Source organism: Candidatus Chloroploca sp. Khr17, from assembly GCF_004138165.1.
Classification (GTDB): domain Bacteria; phylum Chloroflexota; class Chloroflexia; order Chloroflexales; family Chloroflexaceae; genus Chloroploca.
In genome coordinates, this window is record NZ_RYFF01000003.1 from 217,947 (window position 1) to 239,965 (window position 22,019).

Here is a 22,019-nt window from a genome sequence, read left to right on the forward strand (position 1 = left end):
ATCCAAGGGGGTTGTATCAATGGCGCTGATTGATAATGATATACAGAAAACCTTGCTTGACCTGTTGCAACAGGGCGACGCTGAAGCTGCCGCCCTTGTTGCTCCGGAGTACCCAGGGTTGAACTATGAAGGCTTGCGCACCTCGGTGGTCGCGATGGCGGCCCAGTTGCAGTCATTCGGGCTGGGCCGTGGTGATCGGGTCGCCATTGCGATGGGCAATGGCCCGGCGATGGTGGTCACCTTTCTCGCCACGGCTACGGCCGCCACCGCTGCGCCGCTCAACCCGAAGTATCGGCAAGAGGAGTTTGCCTTCTATTTTGAGGATACCCAGGCCAAGGCGCTCGTGGTGTTGCCGGAGACCCAGGCCGAGGCGCGGGCGGCGCTCTTGCCGGGCATGTTTGTGCTGGAAGTGGTGGCGGCCGATGACGGCACGTTTACGCTTCAGCCGGGGGGCGCTACGCCTGCGCCGCAGCCACGAGATGCGGCGTTCGCAACCCCTGATGATGTTGCGATGATCCTGCACACCAGCGGCACCACGAGTCGGCCCAAGCGCGTGCCGATCCGTCACCGCAATCTGGCGGCTTCGGCAGCCCATATTGGCGCGACCTACAACCTCAATGGCGAGGATCGGGCACTCTGCGTGATGCCCCTCTTTCACATCCACGGCATTGTCGCCTCGCTGCTGAGTACCCTGGCAACCGGGGGTACGGTGATCTGTCCGGCGGGCTTTGATGGCCTGAAATTCTGGAACTGGGTCGAGCAGTTCCGTCCGACCTGGTATTCGGCGGTGCCGACGATGCACCAGTTGCTGCTGGCGCGCGCCGAACGCAACCTCGACCTGATTCGGGCCAATCCGTTCCGCTTTATCCGTTCGAGTAGCGCACCTCTGCCACCGGTGGTGATGGAGCGCCTCGAGACCGTCTTTGGGGCACCGGTGCTCGAGAGCTATGGCATGACCGAGGCGAGCCACCAGATGACGTCGAACCCGTTGCCACCGGCCCCGCGCAAGGCTGGCTCGGTGGGCATCGGGTTTGGCGTCGAGGTTGGGATTATGGATGAGCACGGGGCACTGTTGCCCCAGGGTGAACGCGGCGAGGTCGTGGTGCGCGGAACAAATGTGGTTGATGGGTACGAAAATAACCCCGAAGCCAATGCCACCGCGTTTGTGGAAGGATGGTTTCGCACGGGCGACCAGGGGATGCTTGATGGTGACGGCTATCTGCATCTGACAGGACGGCTGAAAGAACTGATCAACCGTGGCGGCGAAAAGATCTCGCCACTCGAGATCGACGACGTGCTCTTGCGGCATCCTGCGGTGACCGAAGCGCTCGCGTTTGCCGTGCCCCACCCAACGCTGGGCGAGGAAGTCCATGCGGCGGTTGTGCTCAAAGAAGAGGTGAGCGAACAGACGTTACGGGACTATTGTGCCGCAACCCTGGCCGACTTCAAAGTGCCACGGCGCATCCATATGCTCGAAAGCCTGCCCCGTGGGGCGACCGGCAAACTGCAGCGGATCACGATGGCCAAGGCGCTCGGGTTGAGTCAATAGTCGTTCAGCATCGTTTGCTGATGATTTGACGCAAAGACGCAAAGGCGCAAAGAACCTTCTTCGGAAGGAGAAGCGGGCGGGCCGCCCGCGCTCCCGGGAAGACCGGAAGACTCTGTTGACAGATGAGTAACAAGTTATGAGAGGAAGCGTGATGGCATCTATGCTCGCTGCCAAGCGACGTTGTAGCCCGTATCTCATCTTTTCCCGTGACGAATGGGCACGTCTGCGCGAGGGGGTGCCACTGCCGATCTACGCTGAAGAACTGGATACCCTAGTTAGCCTGAACGATACGGTCTCGCTCGAAGATGTTGCCGATATCTATTTGCCCCTCGTCCGTTTGCTGCAACTCTATTATGATGCCTCGCAGCAGCTCTATCAGGTGACAAATGTCTTTCTGGGCAACCCGACGGCCAATCGGGTGCCGTATGTCATCGGCATCGCCGGGAGTGTGGCGGTGGGCAAGAGCAGTACAGCCCGTATTCTCCAGGCCTTGCTCTCACGCTATCACGGTGATCTCAAGGTTGAATTGATCACCACCGATGGCTTTCTTTATCCAAATACGGTGCTGCAACAGCGCAAGATCATGCACCGCAAGGGCTTCCCGCAGAGCTACGACCGGCGGCGGTTACTGCAATTTATGTCAGATGTCAAATCGGGGGTGCCACGCCTTGAGGTACCGATCTATTCACACCTGGTGTACGATATTGTGCCGGATCGGACGATGGTGATTGATCGCCCTGATATCCTGATTGTCGAAGGGTTGAACGTGCTGCAACGTGGGGGAAGGGTCGCCCAGGCTCCTCAGAATTTTGTCTCGGATTTCTTTGACTTTTCGATCTATGTTGATGCCGACGAACACCTGCTCGATCAGTGGTATATCGAACGCTTCTTGCGTCTGCGGCGGACGGCCTTCCGCGATCCGACGTCCTATTTTCGACGCTATGCGGATCTGAGTGAAGCCGAAGCGGTTGCGACAGCGCAGCGGATTTGGCGTGAGATCAATTATGTCAACCTTAAACAGAATATTGAGCCAACGCGTGAGCGGGCCGACTTGATCCTGGAAAAAGGGGTACGTCATACGCTGGAGCAAGTCTATCTGCGGAAGTTGTAGCACGCAGTTCTTCTTGGAACGAGGGCGAGGATGCCCTCGTTCGGCGTTCCAGGGCGAGACGCCCTCGCGCCCAGGGACATCGCGGAGACCCTCGTGCCCAGGGGCAGATGGAGAGTCCAACGCTCAGGGCGATTGCACGTTGGAGCTTGCTTGCGGGAAAGCGTGGTAGGATGGGGTGCCAGGTAGCGTGGAAGGAGGTTTGCGTATGCGTATATGCATTGTGGGCGCGGGGGCGATTGGTGGTCTGCTGGGGGTCAAATTAGCGCTGGCGGGAGCCGAGGTGACGCTAATTGCGCGAGGGGCGCATCTGGCGGCGATCCAGCGCGATGGGTTGGCGTTGACCTATGATGATGGCAGGCGCGAGGTGGCTCACCCGGTGCTGGCGACTGATGATATGCGTGCGGCAGGGGCGCAAGATTATGTTATTGTTGCTGTGAAGGCCCAGAGTCTCGCGGGGTTGGTCGAACCGATGCGCGTGCTCTATGGGCCAGATACGGCGGTCGTCTATGCGCAAAATGGCATTCCGTGGTGGTATTTTCAGCAGCACGGTGGGCCATACGAAGGCCGCCGGATCGCGACGGTTGATCCGGGGGGCGTCATCGCTGCCGCCACCGAGATCGAGCGGGTGATTGGCTGTGTCGTCTACCCTGCCGCCGAAATCACGCGCCCCGGGGTGATCCGACATATCGAGGGCAATCGCTTTACGCTTGGTGAGCCAAATGGCGAGCGGAGCGAACGGGTCATCCGCCTGTCGCGCCTGATGACCGAGGCTGGCCTCAAGGCGCCGCCGCGCCCCGATATTCGCAACGAACTCTGGTTGAAACTCTGGGGCAATCTCTCATTTAATCCGATCAGTGCGTTGACGCGGGCGACGGTTGATCGCATTATTGCCGATCCGCTTGCCCGCACGCTCGCCGAGCGCATGATGGCCGAAGCCCAGACCGTGGCGGAAACCCTCGGCATCCGTTTCCCAGTTTCGATCGAACGGCGCATCAAGATGGCCGAAGATATCGGTGCCCACAAGACCTCGATGTTGCAGGATATCGAGGCCGGGCGGCGCACCGAGATTGATGCGCTGGTGGGGGCAGTCGCTGAACTTGGCCGCCTGACCGACACGCCGACGCCGCACATTGATGCAGTCTATGCGAATGTGAAGCTGCTTGAGCAGGTCGTCATCACCAGGTAAGGAGTCTGATGATGTGACGCAAAGGCGCAACGGCGCAACGTTTTTCATGTACGTTAGAGACTAGTAAGCAACTTTGTGATTGTTTCACGTGAACAAAAAGGAATTCGGCGGCGGGTCTTTGACCTCGCTGTGCCGGTTATTGGCGAAAACCTGCTCCAGACTTTGATGGGTGTCGTGGATACGCTGCTGGTGGCCGGTCTCGGCGTGGCAGCGCTCGCCGGGGTCGGGGCGTCGCTGCAGGTGGTGTTTGTCCTGCTGGCCGCCATGAGCGCCCTGGCTGTTGGGGCGTCGGTGCTGGTGGCCCAGGCCGTTGGCGCAGGCAACCTGGTTGAAGCAAGCTGCATTGCCCGCCAGACGCTGATCTGGAGCGTGGTGATTGCGGTGCCACTCTCGCTGCTCGGTCTTGCCCTGAGTCCCGTGCTGATGGGATTCTTTGGGCTTGAACCAGAGGTTGCGGCGATTGGTACCGAGTATCTGATGGTCACGATGGGTGCGCTTGCGACGCTGACGATCATGTTGCTGGCGAGTGCCGTGCTGCGTGGGGCTGGCGATGCGCAGACCCCTATGCAGATCACGGCCATGGCGAACCTGGTGAATCTCATTTTGTCCTGGGCGCTGATCTATGGGCACCTGGGGATGCCAGAGCTCGGGGCGGTGGGGAGTGCCTGGGGCACCGTGTTATCGCGAGGGATGGGGGCGATACTCCTTGTGCTGGTGCTTGTCCGAGGGCGCAACGGGGTAAAGATAGGTGGCGCAGGGAGTTGGCGTCCTGAGCGCACGGCGTTTGGGTCGGTGATGCACATTGGGCTCCCTGCGGCGCTCGAAGAGGTGCTGGTGATCACCGCGCTGGCAGCGTTGACCCCGATTGTGGCAATGCTCGGCACCATCGATCTGGCGGCGCACCGCATCACCTTCAACATTCTCTCGCTCTCTTTTTTGCCGGGGCTCGGGTTTGGGTTGGCGGCAACCGCCCTGGTGGGGCAGGCTGTTGGAAGGGGCAGGATGGATGAAGCACAGGCATATACCAGGGTCGCCTTGCGCTGGGCGGTGCTCTGGATGAGCGCCCTGGGCCTGATCTTCATCTTCTTTGCCGGCCCACTGATCCGGCTCTTCAACGACGATCCGGATCTTGTCGCGCACGGCACCGCAGCGATCATTGCCGTCGCCCTGGCCCAACCACTCTGGGCAGCAACCTTTGTCTATGCTGGCGCGTTACGGGGAACCGGCGACACACGTACGCCGCTGATCATCACCGGTATCATCAACTGGCTCGCCGTTGTCATCGCCTTTATTGGCGTCCTCTTCGTACCTGCGCTCTGGATTGTCTGGGGGGCCTTTTTAATCAGCGGGCCAATCGAAACCTACTTGCTGTGGCGGGCGTGGCGCAGCGTGGTGAGGGCATGGGAAGCCTGAGAGGCTGTCTGAAACGTCGACGGGTTACTCCGGAGTGCCGGCTTTAGCCGGCTAAAGCCGGCACTCCACGTGGTGGCGAACGATGCTGACACCCTTTTCAGACAGCCTCACAGGGTAACTCTGGTATAATACGGGCCGGAAATGCGCCCGCGAGCAGTCGATCTGGTGTTATGGAGCATGAAGAGCAGCGGCTGGTGCAAGCCAGTCAACGAGGTGATGCCGAGGCGTACAATCAGCTTGTGCGGCTCTACGAGCGCCGTGTCTTCAACCTCTGTTACCGGATGCTTGGCGAAGCTGAGGCTGCTGCTGACGTAACCCAGGAGACCTTCATCACCGCGTACCGCAAGCTCAACCAGTTCCGTGGCGGGTTTTTTCGTTCGTGGTTGCTGCGCATTGCGACGAATGCCTGTTACGATGTGCTGCGCACCCAGAAACGCCGCCCGAGCATCTCGCTGGAAGCGGCTACGCAGAGCGAAGAGGGCGGGCCAGTGCTAGAACTGGCCGACGCCGGTGAGTTGCCCGAAGAGACGGCGTTGCGCCATGAACTGGCGGCCGCAATCCAACAAGCGATGGCAAAACTCCCCGAGGATCAGCGCGTTGTGCTGATCCTCAGTGATGTTCAAGGGCTGGCCTATGAAGAGATTGCCGTGATCACTAGCACGAACCTGGGTACGGTCAAATCGCGTTTGAGCCGCGCCCGAGCGCGGATGCGCGATCTGCTCCGCGCAGGGGAACTTCTGCCAGCGCAATTCCGTCATGATGATGATAGCTAGCTGATACAGCTTGCCCTGGCCTTGCACCATCTCCCGAGGTGCCCATCTGTCCGGTTGATGACCTGACAGCCATGACGATGAATCACGCATCTAAAGCGAATCTCTCTGAACACGATGAGCTCTTGCTCTCGGCCTATCTTGATCAGCAACTGACCGTGGCCGAGCGGGTCAACCTCGAGCGTCGGCTCGAACGTGAGCCGCCACTTAAAGCCGAGCTTGAAGCATTACGGGCAACGGTGGCGAGTCTGCGCGAGCTTGAAACGGTCGTGCCGCCGCGGTCGTTCACGCTTGACCCAGCGACAACCGTGCGCCCCAGGTTTGCCTGGCCGCTCGCCTGGGTGATGCAGTTTGGCAGTGGCCTCGTCGGGCTGCTGCTCGTCGTGTTTGCCAGTGTCCAGTTGCTCGGGATGGGCAACCAAGCGATGGCCGATACCGCCATGTTCGAGCCAATGAGTGCGATGATTGAACAAGAGGCCCAGGCTAGCCCTGAGGCAGGCGTAGGGTATGCTGGCGGCCTAGAGACTCCCGAGGTCGCAAGCGTCCCGACCGAGGCATCGGCCAGAGCGGCAGCAACCCCTGAAGCGAGGGTTGACCCAGTAGCGCCAATGGCCCCGATGATGGCGGCTGAACCTGCGCCCGAGGCTGACGCGCTGCCGAACAACGAGGCTCGCTCAGCCGAGGCGCAACCTGCTGAGGGTGGACGTTCGCCGGTGGCAGCACAAGTTTTGCTTGGGGTAGGCATCTTGCTGATGGGGGGCGCGGTAGGTTGGTATGTGGTCTGGCGACGGCGTTATGGGTAGGCGAACACCCTAAAACTCTTGCTTGCAGGCGTACAAAAACCGGCATAGCCGGTTTTTGTGCTGCTTATCACCTCGGTGCTGCTCAGCGCCCTGCTGCCCTACCTAATGGGGCGCGCCGTGGATCTGATCGGTGCCAGGGGCGATCTTGACGAGCTTGCCACTATCGCGCTCATCACCGTCGGTGCGGCGGGTCTCTACTGGATCTGTGCCTGGCAGAGCAACCGCAACATCCAGTTAGTTCCTGGCCCAAGACGCGCTCTTCCGTCTGCGTACCGAGCTCTTCGATCACATCCAGACGCTCTCGCTCAACTTCTATGACCTCCAGCCGATTGGCGAGATGAGGAACTGATGGCGCACAAGGGTCTTTACTACGATCTGTATATGGCCCAGTTCCGCGTACGACCAGAGGCGGCGGGGTGAGGCATGCGTGAGGCACTAGGCGTCCTCAGCCGTCCACCAATTGGGGCCACGAATGACCGAATAGCGCATGGAGCAGCCCATATTCGTTTATTCGTTATCAGCATTCGTTGACGGCGGTGCTGGCAGAAAACTTAAGTTACAGACCAATAAGTCGGCACTGCGATGAGCGTACATTGGAAGGCATCCTGACACCTTACTACAGGCGCAAAGCTGTCGAGAAGACGTAGGTTCACAGCCGACATAAGGAACACGATGAGCGCAAGAACAAGCTACACCCCCGAGGAACTCGATCTGCTGAGTCGCCTGCCGGCTCACCTCGGCTTCGCAGTGATGATTGCCGAACGGGCATCCTGGCGTGGTCGGCGGACGGAGATCCGTGAACTGCGGGCGGCAGCGACAAAGACGGCCCCACAGTACGCCGACAACGCCGATGGCACCATCAAGCAGTTGCTGGAGAGCCTGACGTAACGCGGTCGATCGCGTCGCAGCATCCGGGGCGGCGGTGAGCATCGTCAGCGAGGCGTTGGCAAGGGCCTGTTGATAGCGGGTATAGCGAGCGAGTTGATCCTCGACCCAGACACGGCTGCCAATCTGATTCATCGGCGAGGCAATCATTACCCCGATGGGCAGGTACTCAATAGCCCGCTGAAACAGCGCGGCAGGAACCGACGCTTGGCGATGAGCACCCGCATGGGCTGGCGCCTCCGACGGCTGTGGAGAGGAACTAGACGCTTGCTGCGTAGCCCGCTGATATGCCCCGCGCCGCAACGCCAGATCCACCCGCGCCACTATCGCCTCGCTGTACAAAGGCCCCACCAGATAATCGCCAGATGCAACGGCGATGAGCTTGATCAGCGCTGCCGCCGGCTCCTCATCCAACAGCAGGATCGGCACACATTCCAGCACTGAACGAGACTCAGCCATCGCCAGGATCCCCCGAGCCTGCGGCAGATCGGCGCGCGCATCAATGACCAGGACATCAGGCGTTGCGGTCAAGGTCTCAGCGAGCATGCCCAGATCAGCTACTGCCGACACAGCGTGGCCCTGGTTCGACAACAGTTCGGTAAGCCATCGGGTTGTTTCGTCAACCCCGCTAACGATGCATACTTGGCCCACAACCGTGAGGCTCGTTGTGTCCACGCGGATGTCCTTTCTGCGAGAAGACAAGGTTTCAGGCTAGTTTACAGTTCAAAGGCATGCATTGCTTCCTGATGCGTTTCGGCTATTTCCTATTTTCTATCTTCTAAATCCTTGTCCAAGAAGCTACAGATTGCCCCGACGATCTTGTTCACGTTCAATCGCCTCGAAGAGCGCCTTGAAATTGCCTTTGCCAAAGCCACGACTGCCTTTGCGCTGGATCACTTCGACAAAGAGCGTGGGCCGATCCTGCAGTGGCTGGCTAAAGATCTGGAGCATGTAGCCCTCTTCGTCGCGGTCAACGAGCACGTTGTATTCGCGTAACGTCGCGAGATTCTCGTCGAGCGGGCCGACTCGTTCATTCAGGTCGTCATAGTAGGTCGCGGGTACCGTAATAAAGCGCAGCCCGGCGGTGCGCAGGGTTGCGACGGTGGCGCAGATGTCGTTGGTTTCCAGGGCGATGTGCTGCACCCCTGGGCCACCAAAGTAGTCGAGAAATTCGGCAATCTGACTCTTTTTGCGCCCTTTGGCGGGTTCGTTGATCGGGAGTTTGATGCGCCCGGTGCCATTCTGCATCACTTTGCTCATCAGGGCACTATACTCCGTGCTGATGGCTTCATCATCAAAATGGTGCAACTGGCGAAAGCCAAGCACGTCGCGATAGTACGCAACCCAGCGATCCATCATCCCCGTTTCGACGTTGGCAACAATATGGTCAATGCCCACAATGCCCGTATCGAGGTCTGCTCCTGGTGGCGTCAGCGCCGTGAACCCAGGCATAAAGGGGCCGGTGTAGGCTTTGCGTTCAATGAAACTATGCACAACATCGCCATACGCGGCAATCGTGGCCTTGATGATCTGCCCGTGCTGATCTTCATAGACCGTCGGTTCGAGCAGACCGACGGCACCAGCCCCTAAGGCAGCCTGGTAAGCAGCCGTGGCATCAGGAACCCGCAGCGCAATATCCTTGACGCCATCGCCGTGACGCGCCACAAAGGCCCCGATCGGGTGATCAGGCAACAACGGTGCCGTCAAGACCAGGCGCACGCCCTCGCGAGCCACCACATACGAGCAGCGATCGCGCACACCAGTTTCGAGACCAGCATAAGCCACGGGGAGTAACCCGAGGATGCTGCGATAAAAATGAGCCGCCTGACGGGCATTGCTTACATAAAATTCGAGATAATCAATGCCGTCAAGCGTCTGCTCAACCTCGTGCGTAAACATAGATGGGCCTCCTTCAGATCGTCGTCCACTCAGAGAGCTTGAAGCCAGCTTCGCGCAGCATCCGGAACACGGTAGCGGTATAGGTGCCAATAAACTCCTGCGGTGCCTGAGCCTGAGTCAGCATCTCCATCGCGGCCATCGCCATCTGGCGGCGCATTTTGGGGTAGTAACAGCACGAATGCACAACTTGATTGTAGAGCCCGAGCCAATAAATATAGCGGCGCACGAGTTCGGTATCGGTCGCAGCGACGACCTGCCGTTGGAAGTCGTCACTCAGACTGTGCTGCGCCATAAAGACATCGGCTGCATCAAGGTGGAGCGTGCGCAAGGTCGCCAGGGTATGAATCAGGGTCGCAGGCAGGTTGTGCTCACTGGCGGTCAGGACATTGCCGAGCAAGCGGAGCACCGGCTCGGGGTAGTAGAAACCAACGGCGGCGAGACCGGCGACAACGCGGTTGACCTGCCGGGCATCGTCGCGGAGCAGGCCATCCTGGAGCATCAACTCGATCAGGGGCATCGTCTGGCCGACTTTGCCATAGGCCAGGCCGAGCGGCAAAAGCAGCAGATCCTCGAGGCGCTGCAGGATGCCCGGCGTTTCGCCGTAGACCAGATCGGGGTGATCGCGAAAGAGTTGCTCGGTCAACCACTCGATCAGTGGCGTCCAGGTCGGCGGCGTCGTCGGCAGCAGCACACAGAAACTGAGCAACAGCCAGAGTCGCCCCTCACCGGGGAGCCGGGTATAGAGCGTGCGGATAAAGGTCTCGGTCGAGCGAAAATCGGTCGTCGCGTGAATGGCAAGTTGAGCAATCGCCACCAGGTTGAAAAAGACATTCTCGGCCTGCAGTAGCAGTTCGAGTTCATGCTGATAGCGTTGGAGTGGCGTCGCAGGATCAAAGAGCGGGGCAACCGTCACCAGCAACGAGCGCCGCTCCTTGGGAATCGCAAAAAACTCCTCAACCGGCACCACTTCAGTCAGCAGCATCGTATCGAGAATCGGCTGTGAAAAAGCACTAGCAACCGCCTGAAAAATAAGATCTTCAATCGTCTTGCCAAACATCCCGGTATTGAGCAGATCGAGATGCAAGCGCTGACGGGCCAGTTCATAATAGAGTTCGACGGTCGTATCGCGAACATCCTCACGTTCAGGATGGTTGATATAGATGACCACCGAGAGTTCAAAGAAGAATTCGATAATATTGCGCAGATCACGGATCGCCGCTGGCCTGACGCGGGCGACCAGTTCGCGCAGCAGATCATAGGTAAACCCAGGATCGGAATGCCAGGTCAGATAGAGCGTATCACGCGCCACGCGCCGCAGGGCGGTGCTGCCCCGACTGGCCGCCCAGAGAAAGAGGTCACGCGCCTGCGGGCCGATGTAGTAGGCCGCCTTGAGCGCGGTGCGCCGGCTCTCGTCGGCCTCATGCTCGCAGAGCCGCTTCATCAACTCGAGGCCGCGGGCGGGCTCGTCGGCATAGAGTTCAACGAGACTCTGGACGACCAGTTCACGCAACTCGATATCGGAAGACTGCGCCAGCGCCGCGAAGGTCTCGGGCTGCCCGGCGATCAGCAGGGTTGTGCGGGCAATATCAAAGGCGAGCGGAAAGCTGCGCGCCCGCTCCATCAAGCCATTGAGCAGCGTCGGCAAACTGGTGCGCGTCGCGGGATTGCGCAGCAGGTGCCTGGCGAGCACATATGCGCCCAGCTCGGCATAAGCAAAACTCACCATCTCGCCGGCAAACAGATCGCCACTCAATTCGGTCAGAATGCCATCATCAAGCAGGCGGATATAGGTCGAGTCGGGCTCATCGCTGAGCAAGGCCTCGCGGAGCAACTCGTTGCGAGCGAGGTCGCGCAGGGGCAGCGCCGTCTGGCCCTGACGCAACAATTGCTCGGCGAGTTCTTCGACAAAAAGCTGGTCGCGGCGCTGGCGCACCCGTTCATCATAGAAGCGCCGAAAGAGGCCCAGATGCAAGCCACGCGCCGCAAACGCCACCGGGCCACCACGCGAACTTTCGGCGACGAGGCGCAACATCAACGGGCGCGCCAGCCGCTCGCAGAGCGCCGGGGGCAGTCGATCGAAGGGCGTCTGCAACTGAAAAAAAGCCTGATAACGGGCATACGCCGCAGTCAACTCGGCTTCGGAAAAGAGACCGGGATAGAGCGCATGATTTCCATCGGCATCATGATAATAGGCGCTCCAGAAGAGGCGCGTCGCACCAGCACGTTCCAATTGCCCCCAGGTCGCCGTATTGCAACTGACGACCACCCTGAGCCACAGCCCAGCGACACGGCCAACGAGACTATCAATCTGCTTGAGCAACCCTTCGGGGCCGACGGTTCCATCGCCGCGATACTCATTCAGCGCATCAAAAATAAGCACGAGGCGACGTTGTGCAACCTGGGCCAGGTGCGCAATCTGGCTAAGATCGTGGAGCACCAAATCAACATGGTCGCGTCCGAGATCACGCGCCAACTCGCGGTCAAGTTCAGGGCCAAGCGAGCCACCACAGCGATAGAAGAGCACCGCATCGCCAGCCTTGCGCAGCGCTACCGCCCAATCGGCCAGCAAACAGGTCTTGCCAACACCGGCATCACCGAGGATCAGCAACGCACCGACAGACTCAGCAAGGAACGAGGTCAGTTCCGCCTCGATCGCCTCACGAGGCACATAGAGCTCGGGGAGATACGGCCCAGGGCGGCGGGGCGTCCCGATCAACTCACGGAGCGCAGGCTCGGCCTGGGCATTCGCCGCGTCGCGCACCTGTTGCCAACCAACGCTAATTGGTTGCCCCTGATCTGGCGAAGCCTCGGGGAGACCGGGCATCGCCTGCGCCGAAGAAGAGCCGGCAATTATGACCGTATGGGTCGCCTGCGACGCAAGCTCGCGCAGATGCCTCCGCGCCATCGTCGCCGAGGCAAAACGTTCTTCGCGGTGAACAGCAACCAGTTGGGCCAAAAACTGGGCGACTTCGAGCGACACAGCCGCATTAACGTGATGGGCAGGAACAAGCGGATCGTCGTGGCCGCCAAGCAACGCATCAGCGCGGGTCAGCGCACTTGGCGGCGGGCGATTCGTCAACAGATGATACAGCGTCGCCCCAAACGCATAGAGATCCGAGCGCGGATCGGTGCCCGACGCCTCGATCTGCTCGAGCGGCGCATACTGCAACGTATACCCAAACAGGCTAGCTGAGCGTCCGGGGGCGGATCGTTTTGCCAGGCCAAAATCGAGCAACACCACTTGAGCTTCGGGGGTCAACTTAATATTCTGAGGCTTAATATCGCGGTGGAGCACCGGCGGCTGACGGGAATGGAGATATTCGAGCGCACGGAGCAACTGATCAGCCCAGCCGAGCACCTCATCAAGGGGAAAAGGCTCACCGCGGCGGGCAAGCAGCGCCGCGAGATCCGCGCCCGGAAAAAACTCCATCACCAGAAAAAGCCCGGCAGGATCGCGGAAATAGTCAATCACCTTGGGCAGCGCAGTATGGCGGAGGCCAGCAAGGATCTGCGCCTCGTGCTCAAACGCCTCGGCATTCTCAGCATTATCGCCAAGCATCTGCTTGAGCGCGACCGTATTGCGGAGCCGTCGGTCAAGCGCCTCATAGACTGCACCCATCCCGCCACGCCCAATCAGGCGCACCAGCTGATAGCGTTGCAAAATGAGAGAGCCGGGCTCGAGCATAGGAACACCCTTGAATATACGTTATCAGCTCCTATTGTAGCACGAAGTAGGGGCGCAGCAGCCCATGCGCGTCATCTGAAGCGGCGGTGCATTGCCAAAATGGCCATCCAAGTTTGCGCGTGGGGACTCGGAATCGAGATATTATATGGGGACACTAGAAAGCAGCAGGAGCCTGGCTATGCATACGATTGAGCAGTTTCCCGAACGACCGGCGGCGCTAGTTGAACCGCAGCTGAGTGAACGCCCGAGCATTCACCCGAGCGCCCGCATACGGGCTTGTCGTCTCGGCAGTTGGACTGAGATTGGGCCGGAGAGTGAATTGGTTGAGAGCGAATTTGGCGACTATAGCTACTGTGCGGGCGACAACCAGATTATCTATGCGACGATTGGGCGCTTCTGCTCGATCGCCTCGCATGTGCGGATCAATCCTGGCAACCACCCGGTCGAGCGGGTGACTCAGCATCATTTGACCTACCGGCGTGCCCAGTACGGTTTTGCCGAGCGCGATGATGCCGACTTCTTCGCTTGGCGGCGGGCGCATCACTGCCTGGTTGGCCACGATGTCTGGATTGGTCACGGTGCGATCATCTTGCCGGGGGTCACCGTTGGCATCGGGGCCGTGATTGGCGCAGGTGCGGTGGTGAGCCGCGATGTCGAAGCGTACATGATCGTGGGAGGCGTCCCGGCTCGGCCCATCCGGCGACGTTTTCCCGAGATGATCGCGGCGCGGTTGCTCGCGATCGCCTGGTGGGATTGGGATCGCGCAACACTCGAAGCCCGTTTCGATGACCTCCGCGACGTTGAGCGGTTCATTGAACGCTACAGCTAGCAGGGTACTCCTACGAAAACATAGCAAACGGTTAATCAACAGCAAACACAAACTTAAGGTCGGCATAACAGAAGCCAGGTACACTCTGTCTGTTCCACTGTGGGAATAAACAGATGTCTATGCCTTGGAGGAAGCTATGCGTGTGTTCCTTGGTTTGCTCGTGCTCGTGATGGCCCTGGCGGGGTGTGCGCAGGCTCCGGCGGCTACCACAACGGGTGGTAATGCCCCGGCTGCGGCCCCCACCGCCCCTGCTGCTGCGACTGGCCCACTTGTGATGGCCTGGTATCCCAATGAGTCCGGTGCCGATCTGAAAGATGCTCGTGATGCCTTTGGGACGCTGATCAGCGACACTCTTGGTCGCCCAGTTGAGCATCGTACCACCACTGATTATATTATTGCCATTGAGGCGGTTGCCAACAACACCGCCCACCTGGCCTGGTTTGGTGCCGAGGGCTATGTGCAGGCCAACGAGCGGAATAGCAGTGTTATTCCGCTGGTCATCCCGAGCGGTTCCAATGGCTCGGTCGAGAGTGCCGTCTATTATAGCTGGCTGGCCGTGCCCCGCGGTGAAGAGGATCAGTACCGCGATGGCGACGGTTTTTCTATCGAGAATATCCAGGGCAAGCGCTTCTCGTTTGTCTCGAATAGCTCAACCTCGGGCTTCCGGGTGCCGTCTTCCAATATTGTCACCTACTTTGGGGAAAAGCCAGAGTGGCAGAATCTCGAGACCGAGGATCTGCTCGAGGGTGGCCCGAATAACTTCTTTGCCGATGTGCAGTTCGGCGGCTCGCACCAGGGCTCGGCCGTGAACCTGATTACTGACCGGGTCGATGTGGCTGCGTTCTGCGATACCTGTGTTAGCAACTATGTCTCGCTGGTCGAGGGCACCGAAAATCAGGTCGGCGCAGTCTACCGGGTCAACGACGATGCCGACGAGCCTTTCAACCAGTTTCCCGGGGCCGAGTTTGTGCTGATCGCTGCGGTGCCAGTGCTCAACGCACCGTTCGTCGCCAACAGCAGCATGCTGACGGCCGAAGAGATCCAGAAGCTTCAGGAGGTATTGACCTCCGACGAAGTTGCGAATAACGACAAGATCTTCGCCACCCAGGCCGTGATTGACGCCGGGTTCCGGCCTTTCTTCCGCAAGACCGATGCCGAGCGCTTCCTGGTCGTGCCTGACTCATTCTTTGACCCGATCCGGGCGATGCGTTAGGGATATGCCAGGGGCGGCGTATGTGCCGCCCCTGGCATATTTTTACATTTGTTTTTATACATGGAGATGGAGCTACGCATGGCCCTACTAGAGGTTGAGTCACTGGTCAAGCGGTATGGGACGGAGACTCTGGCGCTCGATCAGGTTTCGTTCACCATGGAAGCAGGCGAGTTCGCGGCGATCATTGGGCGCTCGGGAGCGGGGAAATCCACCTTGCTACGCTGCATCAATCGGCTGATTGATATTTCGAGCGGCGAACTGCGCTTCGATGGGGTCAGTGTGCCAGGTTTGCGTGGTACAGCGTTGCGCCGCCACCGTACCCAGATCGGGATGATCTTCCAACACTACAATCTGGTCAACCGTCTGAGCGTGATCGAAAATGTGTTGCACGGGCGACTCGGCTACAAAGGGTTGGTGCAGGGCGTCCTTGGGATCTACAGCGAAGAAGAGAAGCGTGAGGCGGTGCGGATCATCGAGAGTCTGGGCCTCGGCGAGCAGATCTACAAACGCTGTGACCAGCTCAGTGGGGGTCAGAAACAGCGGGTCGGGATCGCTCGCGCCCTGATTCAGCAGCCCAAGCTCTTGCTCTGCGATGAGCCGATCGCTTCGCTTGACCCGAACGCAGCCAAGATTATTATGGACACCTTGCGCGAGATCAACCGTGAGATGGGCATTACCGTGCTGGTCAACCTGCACCAGGTGGATGTGGCGCTGCGTTATGCCGAACGCATCATCGGGGTCAAGGGCGGCACCATCGTCTACGATGGCGCACCCGACCGGCTGAGTAGCGAGCAGATCCATCAGATCTACGGCTCTGAAGCTGGCGATCTGATCCTCGACCTGAGTGAGCAGCAGTATGCAGTATGATGTTTTTCGTCAGCGCCGCAACCAGCGCCTGATCTTCTTCGGTGTGCTGATCGCCCTAACCTATGGTTCGATGGTGCTGACCGCCTTCGACCCGGTGGCTGGGCTCGCGGCGATTCCACGCGCCTTCATCTGGGGTGCCAGTAACTTTATTCCCGACGAGTCCGCCATGCGCCGTCTGCCGCGCATCCTCGAGCGGCTCCAGGAGACGGTGCTGGTCTCGATTTCATCGGCAACGGTCGCCTCGGCGTTGGGGCTGGTGGTGGCGGTGCTGGGGGCGAATACGACCCGCCCGCATCCCTGGTTCAGCATACCAACACGGGCGATTGCGAGCATCTTCCGCAACGTGGATGTCTCGGTCTGGGCACTCGTGCTGCTCTTCTCATTTGGTCAGAGCGGCTATACCGGTTTCTTTGCGCTCTTCTTTGTCACCTTCGGTTTCATCGTTCGCGTGATGATCGAGACGATTGATGAAGTTGGCACCGAGCCGGTTGAGGCCTTGCGCGCGAGTGGGGCCAGTTACATGGCGACGATCAGCCAGAGCGTGATCCCGGCCTGTCTGCCCCAGCTGATCAGCTGGGTGCTCTATATGATCGAGACCAATATCCGCAGCGCTACGCTGATCGGCATTCTCACCGGCACCGGGATTGGGTTCGCTTTCGACCTCTACTTCAAGAGCTTCAACTATGGCGCAGCCGGCCTGGTGGTCTTTGTCATCGTGATTACCGTCCTCCTGATCGAGGCGCTCTCGAATACGATCCGAAGGAGCATCCTGTGACGACAAATACCCGTCCAGTAGCGCAGCGCATCCGCGTACGTCCGCGCAACAAAGCTAATCTTATCATTCAGGCCACGCTAATCGGGCTGCTTCTGCTGACGCTCTACCACCTGGCGACTTTCGATAGTCGCGGGATCAGCCCCATCGAGGGCATCGCCAAGACGCTGGAGAGCTTCCGCACCCTCTTCTTCGAGCCGCGCCTGAAAAACGTGAGCTTGGGCGAGATGCTCTATGCCCTCTCGATCACGGTAGCGATGGGACTGCTGACCACAATCTTCGGGGCGGTAATCGCCTTCTTCCTGGCCCTCGGGGCGGCGCGCAACCTGGCCCCGCGCTGGCTGAACAACCTGATCACCGGGGGGACAGCCTTTATCCGTGCGGTGCCCACGGTGCTCTGGGTGCTCTTCTTTGCGGTTGCGGCGGGCCTGGGCAGTGTGGCCGCCGTGGTCGGCATGACGTTCCACTCAGTTGGTTACCTGATCAAAGCCTACGCCGAGTCGTTCGAGGAGCTTGATGCGGGCGTGCTTGAGGCGCTACGGGCCAGTGGGGCAAGTTGGTGGCAGACCATCTTTCAGGCGGTGGTGCCAACCTCGGCAAGTGCGCTGCTCTCGTGGACGTTCGTGCGCTTCGAGATTAACTTCTCGACGGCGATTGCGATGGGGGCGGTGGCGGGTGCGGGCGGGATCGGCTTCGATATGTTTATGGCCAGCACTTTCTACCTTGACCTGCGCGAGCTTGGGGCCTTCACGTATGCCGTGCTGATCTTCGCAATCGCGTTGGAGTGGTTCGCCACTCGGCTGAAGGGTGGCTTAGGGGCACGCGTGTGAGCAGCGCGGTCTGGTCTCGCTGGTCAACAGCAACCAGATGCTGTTGAACGTTGCCCACGCTCACAGCGACGGGGAATGGCTCCGCCATCACCTCAACGCGCCGTATACCCGCCATCCACCACCAGCGCTTCGCCCGTGACAAACGAGGCCGCATCTGAGCAGAGATAGAGCACCGCGCCGGCGATCTCTTCGGGGCGACCCAGCCGGCGCATCGCATGCAATTCGGCGATCATGGCCTCGCGCTCAGGGTTAGTCGTGACGCCGGCACGATCGAGCATGGGGGTGGCGATGAAGCCAGGGCAAACGGCGTTGACCCGAATGCCGCGGGTGGCGTATTCAAGCGCCGCCGTCTTCGTCAGGCCGATCACGCCGTGCTTGGCCGCCACATAGGCCGCCGCGCCGGCGAAACCAACCAACCCCAGGGCCGAAGCCATATTCACGATAGCGCCACCCCCACTGGCGCGCATCGCAGTGATCTCCGCCCGCATACAATAGAAGACCCCACTCAGATTGACGGCCAGCGTCCGTTCCCAGGTCGCCAGCGGCAAACGCGCCAACCCCTCTTGCGACGCCTCGATGCCCGCATTGTTCACGGCGCAATCGAGGCGACCTAGCCGCTCCAGGGTCGCTTGCACAAGCGCCTCGACCGGTACGGGATCGGCGACATCGCACTGAAACACGTGCGCCTCACCTCCCGCCTCCATCACCAAGCGAGCTGTCTCTTCCGCCGCCGCACGATCGAGGTCACCAAGCATCAGGCGCGCCCCAGCCTCGGCAAACGCGAGCGCGGTCGCCCGCCCAATCCCGCCTCCGCCCCCAGTGATCAGCACGGCTTTGTCGTGAAAACTACTCATGAGAATCTCCTTGCTCCTCTTCTGTCGAACATATAGCAGTCCTGTTTGGATTGTAAACAGGAGTGCCGGCTTTAGCCGGCTAAAGCCGGCACTCCGTAGACACAAGCCTGTTAGGACTGCTATAGCTACGCTCAGTATAGGGCGATTGCATCTTCCGTATAAAAACCGTTGGGCATGTTTCAGCATGGGGTATGCTTGCTTGGCCGTTTGAAACATGCCTTACAGTGGTATAGTGGCAATGATACGTTCATTCTGCCACCACAGGACTTACAGTATGGTAGCTCGCCTCAAACAGTGGTTCGCGCCTCCCGTCTTTGAAGGCGATCTCCAGCGAACGCACCGAGCCAATCTCCTGAACATGATGATGATCGCTGCTTTATTTCTTATTGTCATGACGTTTTTTGCTAATTTTTCAGATCCGCAAACACCAATAAGAAATTTTGTTATTGATATTATCATCATGGTCATAATATTCTATCTGCGCTCCAGGCTTTCTCGTGGTAGCGTTACCTTCGTTGCGTGTTCAGCTTTGATTTTTGGGTTTCTTTTTATTATCATTACAATTATCAGTGATGGCACCATTCGCACCCCCGCAACCTCTCTCTTTTTGTTGTGGGTGGTTATGTCAAGTATCCTATTTGAACTGCGGGGATTTGTGCTCGCAACGATCGCAACCTCACTTGCCATCATCGGCTTAATTCTGGCCCAACATGCGAACATGATGCCTCCACCCGTGTACACGGTTGGTCTGATCCACTGGCTTGTCCTCACCATCACCACAGGGATTACGGGTGGGTTAACCTATCTTGCGTACCAAAACACCCAACAGGCCCTGACGCGTGCCGAGCAGGAAGTGACCAAGCGCGAGCGGAATGAGCAATTGCTGGAAGCCGCGAACGACGATTTACGCCGCTATGTGCATGAAATTGAACACCTCCAGGCCGAACTCCGTGCGCAATCCCTAAGCGATCCGCTGACTGGTCTGCACAACCGCCGCTATTTGAACGAAATCCTGGCGCGGGAACTTGTGCGAACTGAGCGTGAGCAGACCCGGTTGAGCATCATCGTCGCCGATATTGACCACTTCAAAATAATCAACGACACCCATGGGCATCAAGTCGGTGATACCGTCTTGGTATCAGTTGCCAGTCTCCTTCAAAAATACGTCCGTGGATCGGATATTGCCTGTCGGTATGGGGGCGAAGAATTCCTTCTTGTCCTTTTCAATACCACACCGGACAATGCGGCGAAACGTGCGGAGGAAATCAGGCAAGCGTCTGCAGCCCTTTGCACCCAATCCGAACACGGAACGGTGATGTTAACGATCTCCTTTGGCATCGCAACCTATCCTGATCACGGAAACAATGTCGAAGAACTGATCAGCAAAGCGGATCAGGCCATGTACCAAGCGAAACGCGCTGGGCGCAACCGGGTAACGATCTGGCAGGGCGAGTAAGCCCGACGATACTGCCGCATGTGAAAAGGTAGTCGAAGGCGCTAGGTCAGCCCTCGTCGGTTTCAATGTCAACAATGTGCGCTTCAAAGATGTTCATCGCGGCCCGCACAAGGTCATCTTTGCGCGCTTCGCGGATTTTTCCCCGCAGATCTTGGACCTCGGCACGCGCCTCGATGGTACAACGGATCGCATAGGTGCCACCGAGTTGGCGGCTAATGACGTCTTCGACAAGGCGCCGATTGGCGATTTTCTCGAGATTCTCTTTGTGAAAGGCCGACGACGCGAGCAAGACAATCGTTGAGCCTTCGACATCAACCGGGCGCACGCTATGCAACAGCGCCTGCACCGTGGGGCTCTTGGGGCGCACGTCACGTTTGATCTCTTCCCAGGCATGCTCGATCTGTTCGAGCACGCTGAAATCGGCATTGGCTGCTGCCGCCTCATCCGGTGAACGCGGCGCACGCGCTGGACGAGGGGCCGTGGGCGGAGGATCAGACTCGGTGCGCGTACTTTCGTGCGGGATCTCATCGGGGGCCGCATGTTGTGCTGGGACTGCTTGCGGGAGTGCCTGGGCAGAAGCTTCCCCATGCTCGGCTGCGGCAACCACAGACAGAGGCGGTGGCTGCTCGACAGGTGGCGTCACATGGTGCGACGGGGCCTCGTGGCGCGGTGGCGCAGGGCGTGGGGCTGGAGGCGGCGCATCGAGGGGCGGCGCGGCCGGGCGTGGCCGAGCCGGGGGAGGCGTCGCACGCGGGGCCGACGGAGTTGCCGTAGCGCGGGGCGGAGCAGGGGTCGCAGCGACGGCAGGCGTCACGAGCGCTTCCACAACGGCCAGTTCGAGCGGCAGGTGACCGTAGGGCGTTGTGCGCAACTGATAATCGAGGCCACTGAAAAGTTTGATCCAGTGCAACAGACGCGGGATATCTGCGCGCGGTGCCCAGGAGGCGAGCAACTGCACCTCATCAGCGCCAACATCGGCGAGCGCCTGATCACCCGAGGCGAGCAGAAGAAGCAACGCCCGCAGGCGCTCCACCAGATCGCGGGCAAATTGGCGCAGATCGGCCCCCTGGTCGGCGACCCCATTGATCGCCCGCAGCGCCTCGGCCATGGAAGCATCGAGCAACGCCTCGATCAGCGCATAGACCTCGGCGGCCGAGGTCATGCCCAGCAGACTATGCACCTCAGCGAGCCCGATGGTGCCAGTGGTGAACGACGCCAGTTGCTCGAGCACCCCGAGCGCATCACGCATACTGCCGGTAGAGGCGCGGGCAATCGCCTCGGGCACGCCTTCTTCGAGCGCAAGCGCCTCGGCCTCGGCGACGCGGCGGAGATGGGCGGCGGTACTGGCAATGCCGTGGCGGGTAAAGGTGAAACGCTGACAGCGCGACAGGATCGTCGCGGGAACCTTATGCACCTCGGTGGTTGCCAGGATAAAGATCGCGTGGTCGGGCGGCTCCTCAAGCGTCTTGAGCAGCGCATTAAATGCCGCGGTCGAGAGCATATGGCACTCATCGATCGTATAGACCTTGGTGCGCAACTCGGCGGGGCGAAACTGCACCCGCTCGATCAACTCGCGTGCGTCCTCAACCGACGTATTGGAGGCAGCGTCCATCTCGATCACATCAACCGCACGCCCCTCGGCAATCGACACACATGCATGGCACTGACCACACGGACGGAGGGCCGGCTCAGGCGCAAGGCAATTGACCGCCTTCGAGAGCAAACGAGCCATGCTCGTCTTGCCGACGCCACGCGGCCCGGTAAAAAGATAGGCATGGGCAACCCGCTCCTCAACAAGCGCATTGCGGAGCGTCTGCACCACGTGTTCTTGCCCCACGAGTTCATCGAAGGTTTGCGAGCGCCACTTACGATAGAGTGACTGAGCGGCCATAAGCAT

General features: G+C 59.6%; 18 protein-coding genes. 13 read left to right on the forward strand and 5 right to left on the reverse strand.

Annotated elements, in window-relative coordinates:
• Positions 1 to 19 precede the first annotated feature (19 nt).
• The 7 genes from EKD05_RS03370 (at position 20) to EKD05_RS03400 (ending at position 7,150) form a co-directional block, all read left to right on the forward strand.
• Positions 20 to 1,549, forward strand: a complete 1,530-nt coding sequence (locus tag EKD05_RS03370; RefSeq protein ID WP_129670892.1) for an acyl--CoA ligase — start codon at positions 20 to 22, stop codon at positions 1,547 to 1,549.
• Positions 1,550 to 1,700: 151 nt separating this feature from the next.
• Positions 1,701 to 2,660, forward strand: coding sequence for a type I pantothenate kinase (coaA, locus tag EKD05_RS03375; protein WP_129670893.1), 960 nt, complete (start codon positions 1,701 to 1,703; stop codon positions 2,658 to 2,660).
• 205 nt (positions 2,661 to 2,865) lie between these two features.
• Positions 2,866 to 3,846 (forward strand): 2-dehydropantoate 2-reductase, encoded by a 981-nt coding sequence (locus tag EKD05_RS03380; protein WP_129670894.1) that lies wholly within the window; start codon positions 2,866 to 2,868, stop codon positions 3,844 to 3,846.
• A 75-nt stretch (positions 3,847 to 3,921) separates the two neighbouring features.
• Positions 3,922 to 5,259 carry an MATE family efflux transporter gene (locus EKD05_RS03385; protein WP_240695612.1) on the forward strand — a complete coding sequence of 446 codons (1,338 nt, stop codon included), beginning with the start codon at positions 3,922 to 3,924 and terminating at the stop codon, positions 5,257 to 5,259.
• A 170-nt stretch (positions 5,260 to 5,429) separates the two neighbouring features.
• On the forward strand, positions 5,430 to 6,032 hold the full coding sequence (locus EKD05_RS03390) for a sigma-70 family RNA polymerase sigma factor (RefSeq protein WP_129670895.1): 603 nt from the start codon (positions 5,430 to 5,432) through the stop codon (positions 6,030 to 6,032).
• A gap of 77 nt (positions 6,033 to 6,109) precedes the next feature.
• A complete protein-coding gene (locus EKD05_RS03395) occupies positions 6,110 to 6,832 on the forward strand; it encodes an anti-sigma factor (RefSeq protein ID WP_129670896.1) in 723 nt (240 codons plus the stop codon).
• A 57-nt stretch (positions 6,833 to 6,889) separates the two neighbouring features.
• Positions 6,890 to 7,150, forward strand: a complete 261-nt coding sequence (locus EKD05_RS03400) for a hypothetical protein (RefSeq protein ID WP_129670897.1) — start codon at positions 6,890 to 6,892, stop codon at positions 7,148 to 7,150.
• A 189-nt stretch (positions 7,151 to 7,339) separates the two neighbouring features.
• On the opposite strand, the gene EKD05_RS03405 is transcribed toward EKD05_RS03400, so the two are convergent.
• The 3 genes from EKD05_RS03405 to EKD05_RS03415 form a co-directional block, all read right to left on the reverse strand.
• Complete coding sequence (locus EKD05_RS03405) at positions 7,340 to 8,392, reverse strand: response regulator transcription factor (protein ID WP_129670898.1); 1,053 nt, start codon at positions 8,390 to 8,392, stop codon at positions 7,340 to 7,342.
• 123 nt (positions 8,393 to 8,515) lie between these two features.
• A complete protein-coding gene (gene hppD, locus EKD05_RS03410) occupies positions 8,516 to 9,616 on the reverse strand; it encodes a 4-hydroxyphenylpyruvate dioxygenase (protein WP_129670899.1) in 1,101 nt (366 codons plus the stop codon).
• Between the two features lie 13 nt (positions 9,617 to 9,629).
• Positions 9,630 to 13,301: a protein kinase gene (locus tag EKD05_RS03415; protein WP_129670900.1), complete on the reverse strand. Its 3,672-nt coding sequence runs from the start codon at positions 13,299 to 13,301 to the stop codon at positions 9,630 to 9,632.
• A 178-nt stretch (positions 13,302 to 13,479) separates the two neighbouring features.
• On the opposite strand from EKD05_RS03415, the gene EKD05_RS03420 reads away from it, so the two are divergent.
• The 5 genes from EKD05_RS03420 (at position 13,480) to EKD05_RS03440 (ending at position 17,812) form a co-directional block, all read left to right on the forward strand.
• Positions 13,480 to 14,130 carry an acetyltransferase gene (locus EKD05_RS03420; protein ID WP_129670901.1) on the forward strand — a complete coding sequence of 217 codons (651 nt, stop codon included), beginning with the start codon at positions 13,480 to 13,482 and terminating at the stop codon, positions 14,128 to 14,130.
• Positions 14,131 to 14,266: 136 nt separating this feature from the next.
• Complete coding sequence (locus EKD05_RS03425; protein WP_129670902.1) at positions 14,267 to 15,343, forward strand: phosphate/phosphite/phosphonate ABC transporter substrate-binding protein; 1,077 nt, start codon at positions 14,267 to 14,269, stop codon at positions 15,341 to 15,343.
• A gap of 78 nt (positions 15,344 to 15,421) precedes the next feature.
• Complete coding sequence (gene phnC / locus EKD05_RS03430; protein WP_129670903.1) at positions 15,422 to 16,210, forward strand: phosphonate ABC transporter ATP-binding protein; 789 nt, start codon at positions 15,422 to 15,424, stop codon at positions 16,208 to 16,210.
• Entirely contained in the window at positions 16,200 to 16,985 is a 786-nt protein-coding gene (gene phnE, locus EKD05_RS03435) for a phosphonate ABC transporter, permease protein PhnE (RefSeq protein ID WP_129670904.1), read from the forward strand. The genes phnC and phnE overlap by 11 nt, the downstream gene beginning before the upstream one ends.
• On the forward strand, positions 16,982 to 17,812 hold the full coding sequence (locus EKD05_RS03440) for an ABC transporter permease (protein WP_129670905.1): 831 nt from the start codon (positions 16,982 to 16,984) through the stop codon (positions 17,810 to 17,812). The genes phnE and EKD05_RS03440 overlap by 4 nt, the downstream gene beginning before the upstream one ends.
• 92 nt (positions 17,813 to 17,904) lie before the next feature.
• Here the strand turns inward: EKD05_RS03440 and EKD05_RS03445 are convergent, their stop codons facing one another.
• Entirely contained in the window at positions 17,905 to 18,666 is a 762-nt protein-coding gene (locus EKD05_RS03445) for a glucose 1-dehydrogenase (RefSeq protein ID WP_129670906.1), read from the reverse strand.
• A 274-nt stretch (positions 18,667 to 18,940) separates the two neighbouring features.
• On the opposite strand from EKD05_RS03445, the gene EKD05_RS03450 reads away from it, so the two are divergent.
• Positions 18,941 to 20,122 (forward strand): GGDEF domain-containing protein, encoded by a 1,182-nt coding sequence (locus EKD05_RS03450; RefSeq protein ID WP_165360563.1) that lies wholly within the window; start codon positions 18,941 to 18,943, stop codon positions 20,120 to 20,122.
• Between the two features lie 46 nt (positions 20,123 to 20,168).
• Here EKD05_RS03450 and dnaX read toward each other — a convergent pair whose 3' ends face one another.
• Positions 20,169 to 22,013, reverse strand: a complete 1,845-nt coding sequence (gene dnaX, locus EKD05_RS03455) for a DNA polymerase III subunit gamma/tau (RefSeq protein ID WP_129670910.1) — start codon at positions 22,011 to 22,013, stop codon at positions 20,169 to 20,171.
• Between the last annotated feature and the right edge of the window lie 6 nt (positions 22,014 to 22,019).

What these genes read in the sequence shown, in the direction of transcription:
- EKD05_RS03370 (WP_129670892.1), top strand. Translation starts at nt 20, where the DNA reads ATGGCGCTGATTGATAATGATATACAGAAAACCTTGCTTGACCTGTTG.
- coaA (WP_129670893.1), top strand. Translation starts at nt 1,701, where the DNA reads ATGGCATCTATGCTCGCTGCCAAGCGACGTTGTAGCCCGTATCTCATC.
- EKD05_RS03380 (WP_129670894.1), top strand. Translation starts at nt 2,866, where the DNA reads ATGCGTATATGCATTGTGGGCGCGGGGGCGATTGGTGGTCTGCTGGGG.
- EKD05_RS03390 (WP_129670895.1), top strand. Translation starts at nt 5,430, where the DNA reads ATGGAGCATGAAGAGCAGCGGCTGGTGCAAGCCAGTCAACGAGGTGAT.
- EKD05_RS03395 (WP_129670896.1), top strand. Translation starts at nt 6,110, where the DNA reads ATGAATCACGCATCTAAAGCGAATCTCTCTGAACACGATGAGCTCTTG.
- hppD (WP_129670899.1), bottom strand. Translation starts at nt 9,616, where the DNA reads ATGTTTACGCACGAGGTTGAGCAGACGCTTGACGGCATTGATTATCTC.
- EKD05_RS03415 (WP_129670900.1), bottom strand. Translation starts at nt 13,301, where the DNA reads ATGCTCGAGCCCGGCTCTCTCATTTTGCAACGCTATCAGCTGGTGCGC.
- EKD05_RS03420 (WP_129670901.1), top strand. Translation starts at nt 13,480, where the DNA reads ATGCATACGATTGAGCAGTTTCCCGAACGACCGGCGGCGCTAGTTGAA.
- EKD05_RS03425 (WP_129670902.1), top strand. Translation starts at nt 14,267, where the DNA reads ATGCGTGTGTTCCTTGGTTTGCTCGTGCTCGTGATGGCCCTGGCGGGG.
- phnC (WP_129670903.1), top strand. Translation starts at nt 15,422, where the DNA reads ATGGCCCTACTAGAGGTTGAGTCACTGGTCAAGCGGTATGGGACGGAG.
- phnE (WP_129670904.1), top strand. Translation starts at nt 16,200, where the DNA reads ATGCAGTATGATGTTTTTCGTCAGCGCCGCAACCAGCGCCTGATCTTC.
- EKD05_RS03445 (WP_129670906.1), bottom strand. Translation starts at nt 18,666, where the DNA reads ATGAGTAGTTTTCACGACAAAGCCGTGCTGATCACTGGGGGCGGAGGC.
- EKD05_RS03450 (WP_165360563.1), top strand. Translation starts at nt 18,941, where the DNA reads ATGGTAGCTCGCCTCAAACAGTGGTTCGCGCCTCCCGTCTTTGAAGGC.
- dnaX (WP_129670910.1), bottom strand. Translation starts at nt 22,013, where the DNA reads ATGGCCGCTCAGTCACTCTATCGTAAGTGGCGCTCGCAAACCTTCGAT.